Source organism: Streptomyces spinoverrucosus (assembly GCF_006539505.1).
GTDB lineage: Bacteria > Actinomycetota > Actinomycetes > Streptomycetales > Streptomycetaceae > Streptomyces > Streptomyces spinoverrucosus.
In genome coordinates this window covers 1-11,546 of record NZ_BJND01000064.1, presented here as the reverse complement: position 1 = coordinate 11,546, position 11,546 = coordinate 1, and the positions used below count along the sequence as shown (strand labels likewise).

The window sequence follows — 11,546 nt, the reverse complement described above, 5'->3', positions numbered from 1 at the left end:
AGGCAGCCGTGTGGTCAGCCGAGGATCCCCCGGTCGTAGGCCACCGCCACCGCAGCCGCGCGGTCCTTCACGCCGAGCTTGGCGTACAGGTGGGTGAGGTGGGTCTTCACGGTCGCCTCGCTGATGAACAGCTCGCGGGCGATCTCGCGGTTGGAGGTGCCCCTGGCGACCAGGGCGAGGACCTCGCGTTCGCGGGCGGAGAGGGGCTCGTTGCCGGGAGCCCTGGGCGCACGGACCGCGGAGACCAGGCGGGAGGCGACGGCCGGGGAGAGGACCGTGCGGCCCTGCGCCGCCGCCCGTACCGCGGTGAACAGTTCCTCGCGCGGGGCGTCCTTCAGCAGGTAGCCCGTCGCGCCCGCCTCGATCGCGGGCAGGGTGTCGGAGTCGGTGTCGTACGTGGTGAGGACGAGGGCCTTCGCCCGGGCGCCGCGCCGGGTCAGCTCGGCGATCGCGTCGACCCCGCCGCCGCCCGGCATCCGCAGGTCCATGAGGACGACATCGGGGTCGAGGGTCCCGGCCAGTTCGACGGCCGCCACGCCGTTCGCCGCCTCGCCGAGGACGTGGAAGCCGGGTGCGGAGTCGAACATGCCGCGCAGGCCGTCCCGTACGACGGGATGGTCGTCGACGATCAGCACGGAGACGGTCGTGTCATCGGTCATGGCGCACCAACGGTACGCGAGCCGAGACCGCCGTGCCGTGGCCCGGTTCGGACTCGACGGTGAGGAAGCCGGCGATGCGTTCGGCGCGGGCGCGCATGCCGTCGAGGCCGAAGCCGCCGGTCCCGGTGCGTTCCCGAGCGGCACCGGGGTCGAAGCCGCGGCCGTCGTCGCGGATGTCGAGGGTGACCTCGTCGCCCATGTAGGACAAGGTGACGCCGGCGCGGGTGGCGGCCGCGTGCCGGGCGGTGTTGGACAGGGCCTCCTGGGCGATGCGCAGCAGGGTGGCGGCGACCTCGTCGTGAAGTTGTTCGGCGGTGCCGGTGAGGGTGAAGTCGGCGCGTACGCCGGTGCGTTCGCCCCACTCCATGACCGTCTTCTCCAGGGCCTCGGGCAGACCGTCGCTCGCCAGCGCGACCGGGGCGAGGTTGTGCACGGAGCGGCGGGCCTCGCCGAGGCTGTGGCGGGCGAGGGCGGAGGCACGTTCGAGGTGGGTGCGGGCGCTCTCCAGGTCGGTCGCGGCCGAGACGACCTGGAGCTGGGCGATGATGCCGGTCAGGCCCTGGGCGATGGTGTCGTGTATCTCGGCGGCCAGCCTGCGGCGTTCGTCGGCGACGCCCGCCTCCCGTGCCTGGACGAGGAGTTGGGTGTGGAGGGCGGCGTTCTCATCGAGGGCCTGTTGCAGGGCGGCGTTGGTGCGTTCGAGTTCGGCGATGCTGGCGACGCGCTCGCGGGAGCGCCGGTCCTCCTGCTCGGTGAGATGGGCGACCGCCATCAGCACCGCGTTGTTGGCGACGAGGAGCCCGGCGAACACCGCCCACTGGGTCGGTCCGTGGAACGGCATGCCGCCGGCCTGCGAGCCCGCCACCACCACGGTCGTGGCGAACAGGGCGAGCCTGCGGCGGCGTCTGCCGGCGATGACTTCGTCGGCCTCCCAGTAGCCGGTGGCCGCGTAGAACGCGAAGAACGGGTTCAGCCAGGTGAGGGTGAAGGCGATCGTCCAGCGCAGGATGTAGTAGACGGTTCCGCGGCGGGACGGGGTCCGGGGGCCGCGGCGGGGCCCGTGCCACAGCTGGAGCACCACGGCGGCCACCACCAGGGCCCCGGCCGCGTACAACTCGGCCGGACCTGCCATCAGTTCGGTCGTGCCGGCCGAGAGGAGGGTGCTGATGGCGAGCAGCACGTAGGGACCCCAGGTGTGGAACTGGTCCCAGCGCCGCTCGATCTGCGTGTCCGCCGCGGTCATGTCCCCAGTCTGCACGGGCCCTCGCCTACTCCCACCGGAACCAGCGCGAGGCGGCGGCCGTGAGCAGCACCGTCCAGACGACCAGGACGAACAGGTGGGTCCAGCCCGGCCAGTCGCCGGCCGCGGCCCGGTTCAGGGCCTCGGCGCCCGCGCCGAACGGGGTGTACCCGACGATCCTCGCGAGCACGTCCGGCATGGCCTGCACCGGCAGCCACAGGCCCGCGCAGAACATCGCCGGGAACAGCAGGGCGGACCCGAGGGCACCGGCGAACTTCGACGTCCGGGACAGCGCGGAGACCACCGCGCCGAGCGCGAGGGCGGCCAGCACGGCCAGGACCAGGGCGAGGAGGTATCCGAAGGGCTGCTCGGGCAGTCGTACGTCGAAGACCAGGCGGCCGACCACGAGGGCGAGCAGAGCCGACGCCAGGGCGGCCCCGCCGTACACCAGCATCTGCGCGGACAGCAGGGCGGACGGCCGTACCGGTGTGGTGGCCATCCGGCGCAGGATGCCGTGCTCGCGATAGCCGGTGAGGGTCTGCGGCATGGCCTGGACGCCGCCCAGGATCAGGCCGAGCAGCACGGCCACGGGGACGTAGATGTCGATGGTCCTGAGGCCCCCCAGGTCGGCCTCGGGGTCGCGGAAGGACGGGATCGAGCCGAGGATCACCAGCAGCAGGGTCGGGAACAGCAGGATCCAGAACAGGCTGCCGGGTTCCCGGCGGAAGAGGCGGGCCTCGGCCTTCAGTACGGCGGTGTTCATGCCCGCTCCTTGTCGGTGAGGTCCAGGAACGCGTCGTCGAGGGTGGCGTCGGTGACGCGGAGCTGGTGGGCGGTGATGTGGGTGCGGGCGAGGAGGGTGAGGACGGCGTTGACCGTCTCGTCGGTGCCGGAGAGCGTGACGCGGCCGTCCTTGTGCTCGACCGACGCGAGCGCGGGCAGGGCGTTCAGGTCACGGTCGTCCAGCGGGGCGGACGGGGTGAAGCTGATGACGGTGGCGCCCGCCGAGCGGTGGATCAGCCCGGCCGGCGTGTCCAGGGCCGCGACGCGCCCCTTGTCGATCACGGCGATCCGGTCGCACAGCCGCTGTGCCTCCTCCATGAAGTGCGTGACGAGCAGGACGGTGACGCCGTTCGCGCGGATGTCCTCGATCAGCTCCCAGGTGTCCCGGCGGGCGCGTGGGTCGAGGCCGGTGGTCAGCTCGTCGAGGACGACGATCCGGGGGTTGCCGATCAGGGCGAGCGCGATGAACAGACGCTGCTTCTGGCCGCCGGAGAGCTTGGCGAACCGGGTGGTGAGCTTGGCGGTGAGGCCGAGGCGCTCGGCCAGGGGGCGCCAGTCGGCGGGACGTTCGTGGAAGGCGGCGTACAGCTCCAGCGCCTCGCGGACCGTCAGTTTGGCCTGGAGTTCACTCTGCTGGAGCTGGGCACCGAGCACGCGGGCGACCTTCCGGTGGTCGGCGATCGGGTCGAGACCGGTCACCCGGACCCGGCCCGCGTCGGGAGCACGCAGCCCCTCGACGCACTCGACGGTGGTGGTCTTGCCGGCGCCGTTCGGGCCGAGGATGCCGAAGATCTCGCCCTCCTCGACGGCGAAGGAGACACCGTCGACGGCAGGGCGGCCGGCGTAGACCTTGCGCAGGTCGGTGACTTCGATGACGGACATGGCAACAGCGTCGCGGCGGGAGGGCCGGCCGCACATCGGCCGTCGCGCTCGGACCGGCATCAGCCGATCGGTTGATACGGGCGTACGACCCCTCGAACACGCAGGTCGTAGGACCATCGGCGGACCGTGGTCCGGCCGAAACTCGGTGGGCGTTGTCAGAGGCAATCCGTAGGCTCGCCACTGATGCCCACGACACGTGCCACCACGACCCGAGACCGCTCCGCCGTGCGCTCGCTGCTGCGCCTGTGGCCCTACGTCAGGCCGGTGCGGGCCCGTCTGTTCACCGCCGCGTTCGTCGCGATACTCGCGTCCTGCGCCGGGCTGGTGATCCCGCTCGTGCTGAAGTGGCTCGTGGACGGGCCGATCGCCGGCCGGGACCCGGCGGGCGTGTGGCTCGGCGCGCTGTTCCTGCTGCTGCTCGGGCTGGCGGAGGCGCTGCTGTTCGGGCTGCGGCGGTGGCTGGTGGCGCGGCCGCTGGCGGGCGTCGAGGCGGCGATGCGGGCGGATCTGTACCGGCATCTGCAGCGGCTGCCGGTGGCGTTCCACGACCGGTGGGCGTCGGGGCAGTTGCTGTCCCGGGGGACCACCGATCTGATGCTGCTGCGCATGTTCCTGGCCTTTCCGCTCACGTTCCTGCTGGTCAACGGGGTGACCATTCTCGTCGGCGTGATCATCATGCTGGTGCAGGACCTGACGCTGGGTCTGGTGATCCTGGGGCCCGCCGTGCCGGTGGTCGTCAGCTGCTTCGTCTTCGAGAAGCAGTACGCCGAGGTGGCGCGGCGCGCGCAGGACCAGGTCGGTGATCTGACGACGGTCGTCGAGGAGGGCGTGCTCGGCATCCGGATCATCAAGGGGTTCGGGCGGCACCGCAGTCAGGCTCGGGCGTTCTGGGAGCTGTCGCGGACGCTGCGCGGGACGGAGCTGCGCAAGGCACGGCTGCTGGCGACGATCCTGGCCGTCATCGTCACCTTGCCCGAGGTGGCCATCGGGGCGGCGCTGGTGCTGGGGTCCGTGCGGGTGGCGGACGGGGATCTGTCGGCGGGCACGCTGGTGGCCTTCCTGTCCACGGCACTCGCCCTGCGCTGGCCGGTCGACTCGATCGGCTTCCTGCTGGCGATGAGCCAGGAGGCGGCGACGGCGACGGAGCGCTACTTCGAGGTGATGGACGCGCAGGCTGAGACGGCCACCGCCCCGACCAGCACCTCGAAGGCCTCGGCCGATCGCGGACTGCGCTTCCACAACGTCCAGTTCCGCTACCCCGACGCACCCGCGGACTCCCCGCCCGTCCTCCAGCACATCGACCTGCACATCCGCCCCGGCGAGTCCATGGCCCTCGTCGGCGCGACCGGTAGCGGCAAGACCACGCTGACCGCGCTCATCCCCCGGCTGCACGAGGTGACCTCGGGGCGGATCACGCTCGACGGTGTCGACATCGCCGCGATGTCCCGGGAGCAGCTGCGCGCCAAGGTCGCCGTCGCGTTCGAGGAGCCGACCCTGTTCTCGGCGAGCGTCGGGGAGAACGTCCTCATGGGCGCCCCGGACAAGGCGGGAGCCGCCGAGCTGAACCGCGCCCTGGCCGTCGCCCAGGCCGAGTTCACGCACGCGCTGCCGCAGGGCACGGACACGCAGGTCGGCGAGCAGGGGCTGAGCCTGTCCGGCGGTCAGCGGCAGCGGCTGGCGCTGGCCAGGGCGGTCGTGGGACAGCCGGATTTCCTTGTCCTGGACGACCCGCTGTCCGCGCTGGACGTGCACACCGAGGCCGCCGTGGAGGCGGCGCTGCGGGACGTGCTCGCCGGCACCACCGCCCTGATCGTCGCGCACCGCCCGTCCACGGTGCTGCTCGCCGACCGGGTCGCCCTGCTGTCCGGCGGCCGGATCGCGGCCGTCGGCACGCATCACGAACTGCTGCGCGACAACGCCGAGTACGCCCATCTGATGTCCGGGACGGAACTGGAGGCAGCCCGATGACCGCGTCCACATCCACCCCCGTCCCGGTCGCCGACGACGAGCCGCGGAAGCCACAACAGCCGCACAAGGCCGACGACCCGTTCGACAAGGACGTCCTGCCCGCCCCGCCCGGTGCCACCGGGGCCCTGCTGCGGTCCCTGCTCGCGCCGATGAAGGCCCGGGTCGCCCTGACCACCCTCCTGCTGCTCGTGCAACAGGCGGCGGTGCAGGCGGGCCCGCTGCTGGTGGCGTACGCCATCGACAACGCCGTACCCGCGTTCCGCGCCCACGACAGCGGGCCGCTGATCGCGGTGGCGGTCGGCTATCTGCTGTGCGCGGCCGCCTCCGGCGGGCTCCAGTACGCCTTCGTCGTCACCTCCGCCCGGGTCAGCCAGGATGTGCTCCTCGATCTGCGCGGCCGGATCTTCCGCCACGCGCAGGCGCTGAGCATCGACTTCCACGAGCGATATACGAGCGGCCGCCTGATCTCCCGCTCCACCACGGACGTCGAGTCGCTGCGCGAACTGCTGGAGGAGGGCCTCCAGGAGCTGGTGATGGTGATCCTGTCCTGCGTGTACGTCGCGGCGATCCTGCTCTGGCTGGACCTGGGCCTCGGCGCGGTGGCGGTGGCGTCGTTCGGGCCGCTGTGGTGGCTCGTACGGCTGTACCGGCGGCGGGCGCGGCGGGTGTACACGACGCGGTCGACCGCGATCGCCGCGGTGATCGTGAAGTTCGTGGAGACGATGAACGGCATCCGCCCGGTGCGCGCGTTCCGCCGCGAGGCCGCCAACGACGCCGAGTTCCGCGTGCTGAACCGGCGGCACGAGCGGACGAACGGCGACGCGCTGCTGGAGATGGCCCGCTATGTAGTCGGCTCACGGATCGTCGGCAACACGGCGGTCGCGCTGATCGTGCTGTGGGGCGCGTACCGCGTCGCGGACGGCACGCTGGCACTCGGCGTGCTCGCGGCGGCGGTGCTGTATCTGCGCCGGATGTACGACCCGATCGACCGTTTCGGCATGTTCCTCAACTCCTACCAGTCGGCGGCGGCCTCCCTGGAGAAGATCGCCGGGCTGCTGGCCCAGACGCCGTCGGTCCCCGAGCCGTCGGCGCCCAAGGAACTCCCGGCCCTCGCCTCCGAACACCCCGGCCGTGAGGTCGTCTTCGAAGGCGTCCGCTTCACCTACCGCACCGGCGGCGAGGTGCTGCCCCGTTTCGACCTCACGCTCCCGGCCGGGCAGACGGTCGCGGTGGTCGGCTCTACAGGCGCGGGCAAGTCGACGCTGGCCAAGCTGCTGGCCCGCTTCTACGACCCGACCGACGGGCGGGTGCTGCTCGACGGGGTCGACCTGCGCGAGCTGGCCGTGCCCGAGCTGCGGCGCGGGGTGGTGATGGTGACGCAGGAGTCGTTCCTGTTCTCCGGCACGGTCGCCGAGAACATCGCCATCGGGCGGCCGGACGCGAGCCGCGAGGAGATCGAGGGCGCGGCGAAGGCGATCGGCGCGCACGACTTCATCGCCGCGCTGCCCGAGGGATACGACACGGACGTGCGCAAGCGAGGCGGCCGCATCTCGGCCGGTCAGCGCCAACTTGTCGCATTTGCACGGGCGTTGCTCGCGGACCCGGCGGTGCTGATCCTCGACGAGGCGACGAGTTCGCTGGACATCCCGGGTGAGCGGGCCGTGCAGCGAGCGATGGCGACCGTACTGAAGGGGCGTACGGCCGTCGTGATCGCACACCGGCTGTCCACGGTGGAGATCGCGGACCGGGTGCTGGTGATGGAGCACGGCCGGATCGTGGAGGACGGCAGCCCGGCCGAACTCATCGCGGGGACGGGACGGTTCGCGGGGCTGCACCGGGCGTGGCGGGACAGCCTGGCGTGAGCACGGGGAATCCAGGATCCGCGACTGCGGGCTGCGCCGGAACCGATTCTTTATCAAGATCACTACAACCGTTTCCGCCTGTGGCGCACATCACGACAGACACCCCGGGGGTTGCCCAGTTCTGCCCGGTTTCTGAATTGGACGACCCGCCAAGCCCCGGCTTCGATAAGGGACGCGAACCGCAGGGGGGGGCGGCGAAGAACTCCCTGGTCGGGATCAGTGGAGTAGAAGGGAGCCGTCATGTCACAGCCTTCAGGACGGGTGTTCACCAGACGTCAGATGCTGGGCATTTTCACCGGGGTGGCGGCCGGTTGTGCGCTGCCCGCCTTGACGATCGGGGCACGCCCGGCGTACGCGGCAAGCGAGGCGGGCAACATGGCGGTGCCCGAGGGAACGGGTCTTCCGGATACCGACCGCGGCAAGGTGGTCTGGGCATACAAGTCGGGCGGTCGGGCCGTTCGTACCGCGGCGGCCGCCGCGCTGGTGGGCAGCGCGGCGGACGTGACTGCGTTCCTCGACCAGAAGTTGCCCGTTGCCCGGGCCGAGGACAACAGGTTCACGCTCGCGAAGTCCCTGGTCGCGTCGGGCAGGGCGACTCGCGAAGGCATCAATGGCGCGTTGTCCGGCGGAGACGCGGCGATCGAGACCTTCCTGAAGGGCGGTTTCCAGACCGCGGTGCACGAGGATCTCAGGGTGGCCGTGACCACGGTCCTGACCCACGGTGGTCGTGCCGTGACGCGTGAGGCAAACGCTGCGCTGGACACCGATTCGGACTTCGCGTTGCGCGCCTTCCTCAGTGGCGGGCAGTTCACAGCTCTCGAGGAGGACGAACGTGTGCAGGTGTTCTCCATCCTCACGACGGCGTCACCACAGGTGCGTGAGTACGCGGAGCGTGCACTGAACGACGGGTCGCCGAGGGCGATCCGGTGGTTCCTGGAGACGGGTCAGTACATCGCCCGGGCGCGTGACGAAGAAACAGCGACGATCGAGCAGCTGGTCAAGGTCGTTGAGACGGAGGGGCGCCGCGCCGGCCGGAAGACCGACGAGGCCATAGAGCTGTCCGCCCAAGCAGTCGAAGCTGCCGAGAAGGCGAAGGCAGCGGCGTTGGAGGCCAAGGCGGAGGCCGAGGCCGCCGAGCAGGATGTCCAGCGCTCGGCGGCCGCGGCGAACAAGGCGGCGCAGGCTGCCAAGGGTGCCGCCGCGGCCGCGTCGACCGCTGTGTCGGCCTCGCGGACCGCGCAGGCTGCCTCGCGCCGTGCGGTGGCGGCCGCGCAGGCCGCTGCCGCCGCTGCCGCAGCGGCGGGGCGCGCCGCGACACGGGCGTACCGTGCCGCGATCGCCGCCTCCAAGGATGCGTCGATGGCGTCCGCGGCCAGAACGGCGGCAGAGGCCGCGCGGAAGATGGTCAGCTTCGTCCGCTCCGTGGCCTTGAAGGCCGACATCGCGGCGGTGGCTGCCGCCGCGGCCGACCAGGCGGGCGCGGCTGCCGCCAACTCGGCGATCAACGCGGCCGCCGCCGCTCGTGCTTCGGCCGACGCGGCCGCGGCCTCCGGTGCCGCGCGGGCCGAGGCCGCCGCCGCGCAGCAGGCCGCCGCCGAGGCAGAGGCCGCCGCGAACAGGGCGACTCAGGCCGCGAGCAGGGCGCGGACCCTGGCCGGGAAGTCGGCTGCCGCCGCCCGCACGGCGCGTGACGCGGCCAACAGCGCTGCCGATCATGCCGAGCAGGCGGCCGCCGCCGCCGAGGAAGCGGCCGACCACGCCGGCGAGGCGGTCGACTACGCCAACCGGTCAACGGCCGCCGCCAACGCCGCTGTCGAGGCGGCGAACAAGGCCGCCGACGCCGTCGCCGAGGCACGTGCCGTCGAGCAGGCGGCTCGTGAGGCCGAACTCGCCAGGCTGGCCGAGGAGACCGACGAGGCGATCGAGCGGGCGCGGCTCGAGGCGAGCGCGGAGTCGGATCTGCTCGAACGGTCCAACCAGCAGCGGACACAGGAAGCGCGCCTGTCCGAGGAGCTCCTCGGACTCATCAGCTCCGCGGAGTCGGCGCTGCAGAACGGAAACACCGCTGAGGCCGTGACGACCGGACGCAAGGCGGCGGTCCAGCTCATCGACCGGTCGGGTACCTGGACCCGGCAGGCCGCGGAGTTCGCGCTTGCCGGCTCGGACGAGGACGTCATCCACTGGATCGAGGCCGACCGTGCCATCGCTCTGAATCAGGACAACGCCGAGAACGTCGCGGCGATCGCCGCGGTGTCGACGAAGAACGTGGCCACGGCGGCCCATGAGGCTCTGAAGACCGAGGACGCCGCCCAGATCAGAGGGTTCCTCGAGAGCGGGGCGGTCGCGGCAGCCAAGGAGGACAACCAGTTCGAGATATTCACGCTCCTGGCCGACGACTCCACCGGTAAGGCGGAGCGAAGTGCGGCCCAGGCCGCGCTCGACGCGGGAACCGCCGAGGCCCTGCACACCTTCCTGCACGTCGAACGTGCCGCTGCCGTCCGCGAGGACGACCGGGTGGCGGCCACGACCCTCCTGGCGAACGGGGGCCCCTACGTCAAGGCGGCAGCCCAGATCGCGCTCGAGGGCGACACGCACATGCTCCGCCAGTTCATCGGGACGACGCAGCACGATTTCGCGCGGCTCGACCACGATCACGCGACGCACATCAGCGCGATCCGTGCGGCGATCGCCCGCGCGGCCAAGATCGCAGCGGACGCCCTGGAGGACGCGGCACGGGCCTCCGAGGCAGCGGCCCTCGCACGCAATGCCGCTGCCGAGGCGACCGACTGGGCCAACCGCGCGCAGGGTTACGCGGACGACGCCGAGCTGTCCGCCGAGGAAGCACGCCAGAACGCCGCGGCCGCCGAAGGGTCCGCGGCCGCCGCCGCGCAGTCCGCCGAGACCGCACGTCAGGCGGCCGCCGCGGCACGCCAGGCGAGCAGCGTGGCGAGGCACGCGGCGACGCGGGCCGTGCGGTCCGCCACCGTTGCCGCGTCCTACGCCGCGGACGCCGCGGCGTCGGCGACGGCTGCCCGGAAGGCATCGCTCGATGCGGGCAAGGACGCCACCGCCGCCTCTCGGGCCGCGTTCGAGGCCAAGGTCCTGGTCATCCAGGCCGCGATACGCGAGGCGATCCAGAACGCGCAGGACAATTCGACCGTTCCCATCAATCCCGACGAGAACGGCCTTCCGGAGGGCGCCGAAAGCTGCCTGACGCCGTTCGGCGACCCCATCGCCTCCGGCAACGACACCAACCCGTGGGAGTTGGGGTGGAGTTGGCTCACCGGGAACGGTCCCCGATCGCAGTGTTTCGGCCCGGACGACGAGTTCACCGGCATCTACCGTGAGCACCAGTACACGCAGGAGGTCATCGCCTTCTTCGCCTCCCGCACGCAGGCCGGGAACTACGAGCTGGGCCACACCTACATGTACGACTACCAGCTCGGCGGCTTCGACGGTGTCGGGAAGTACCTCACGGACTACGGGACGCTCACCACGGCCGGGCTCACCGGAAACCTGGCGTACACGTTCCTGGGCTCGCACTACGTCAGGATGACTCCCATCCGCGAGAACACGGACGGCTCCGTAGTGTGGCGGTACACCGCGTTCAACGAGTCGGACATCGAGTCTGCGACCCACCCGCCCGTCATCGGGTACACGGACTGGTGGAGCGACACCGTCGGTTCGCTCGTCGACAAGGTCGTCGGCGATTCCGGGCCGATGTCACCCAAGACCCAGGTCATCGAGTTCAACGTTACGCTGGGGCCGTGATGCGCAAGAGGACCGGTGGACAGTGGCTGGTCGCCACAACCCTGACCGCTTCCACGGTCCTCATCTCAGGGTGTATGGGCATGGGCTCGGTCGACCCCGACGAACTGCCCGGCGTGTACCGCAACGACGCGACCGGCGGCAAGATCGTGCTCGAGTCCGACGGGACGTTCTCTGCCACTGACGTAGCGGAAGACGCCATGGGGGGTGGCGGTGCCGACCCCGTCGACTTCAGCGGCCGATGGGAGTTCGTCGACAGCAGCGGGTCCGGCGATTTCATCTACCTGACGGTCGATGACGGTGAACTCGGCAAGGTCGGCGGCATGAAGCTCTACCCGAGCGGTCGGTCGGTGGAGTTCCATGCCGATCCGGACGGGCCGCCGT

General features: G+C 71.4%; 8 protein-coding genes. 4 read left to right on the top strand and 4 right to left on the bottom strand.

What is annotated here, in order from left to right; translation table 11 throughout:
* Positions 1 to 14: 14 nt before the first annotated feature.
* The 4 genes from SSP24_RS33620 to SSP24_RS33605 are packed head-to-tail and all read right to left on the bottom strand — an operon-like array spanning position 15 to position 3,564.
* Positions 15 to 659: a response regulator gene (locus SSP24_RS33620; RefSeq protein WP_141313756.1), complete on the bottom strand. Its 645-nt coding sequence runs from the start codon at positions 657 to 659 to the stop codon at positions 15 to 17.
* On the bottom strand, positions 649 to 1,902 hold the full coding sequence (locus SSP24_RS33615; protein ID WP_141313755.1) for a sensor histidine kinase: 1,254 nt from the start codon (positions 1,900 to 1,902) through the stop codon (positions 649 to 651). The genes SSP24_RS33620 and SSP24_RS33615 overlap by 11 nt, the downstream gene beginning before the upstream one ends.
* Positions 1,903 to 1,927: 25 nt before the next feature.
* A complete protein-coding gene (locus SSP24_RS33610; protein ID WP_141313754.1) occupies positions 1,928 to 2,662 on the bottom strand; it encodes an ABC transporter permease in 735 nt (244 codons plus the stop codon).
* On the bottom strand, positions 2,659 to 3,564 hold the full coding sequence (locus SSP24_RS33605) for an ABC transporter ATP-binding protein (protein ID WP_167529777.1): 906 nt from the start codon (positions 3,562 to 3,564) through the stop codon (positions 2,659 to 2,661). The genes SSP24_RS33610 and SSP24_RS33605 overlap by 4 nt, the downstream gene beginning before the upstream one ends.
* Before the next feature lie 183 nt (positions 3,565 to 3,747).
* Between SSP24_RS33605 and SSP24_RS33600 the strand changes: the two genes are divergently transcribed.
* The 4 genes from SSP24_RS33600 to SSP24_RS33585 form a co-directional block, all read left to right on the top strand.
* Entirely contained in the window at positions 3,748 to 5,532 is a 1,785-nt protein-coding gene (locus SSP24_RS33600) for an ABC transporter ATP-binding protein (protein ID WP_141313753.1), read from the top strand.
* Complete coding sequence (locus tag SSP24_RS33595; protein ID WP_141313752.1) at positions 5,529 to 7,394, top strand: ABC transporter ATP-binding protein; 1,866 nt, start codon at positions 5,529 to 5,531, stop codon at positions 7,392 to 7,394. The genes SSP24_RS33600 and SSP24_RS33595 overlap by 4 nt, the downstream gene beginning before the upstream one ends.
* 240 nt (positions 7,395 to 7,634) lie before the next feature.
* Positions 7,635 to 11,165 carry an ALF repeat-containing protein gene (locus SSP24_RS33590; protein WP_229865925.1) on the top strand — a complete coding sequence of 1,177 codons (3,531 nt, stop codon included), beginning with the start codon at positions 7,635 to 7,637 and terminating at the stop codon, positions 11,163 to 11,165.
* 80 nt (positions 11,166 to 11,245) lie between these two features.
* The coding region (locus SSP24_RS33585; RefSeq protein WP_218037128.1) for a hypothetical protein at positions 11,246 to 11,546 on the top strand (301 nt) is incomplete at its 3' end.

Coding starts and splice junctions, on each gene's coding strand:
- SSP24_RS33620 (WP_141313756.1), bottom strand. CDS start 659: ATGACCGATGACACGACCGTCTCCGTGCTGATCGTCGACGACCATCCC.
- SSP24_RS33615 (WP_141313755.1), bottom strand. CDS start 1,902: ATGACCGCGGCGGACACGCAGATCGAGCGGCGCTGGGACCAGTTCCAC.
- SSP24_RS33610 (WP_141313754.1), bottom strand. CDS start 2,662: ATGAACACCGCCGTACTGAAGGCCGAGGCCCGCCTCTTCCGCCGGGAA.
- SSP24_RS33605 (WP_167529777.1), bottom strand. CDS start 3,564: ATGTCCGTCATCGAAGTCACCGACCTGCGCAAGGTCTACGCCGGCCGC.
- SSP24_RS33600 (WP_141313753.1), top strand. CDS start 3,748: ATGCCCACGACACGTGCCACCACGACCCGAGACCGCTCCGCCGTGCGC.
- SSP24_RS33595 (WP_141313752.1), top strand. CDS start 5,529: ATGACCGCGTCCACATCCACCCCCGTCCCGGTCGCCGACGACGAGCCG.
- SSP24_RS33590 (WP_229865925.1), top strand. CDS start 7,635: ATGTCACAGCCTTCAGGACGGGTGTTCACCAGACGTCAGATGCTGGGC.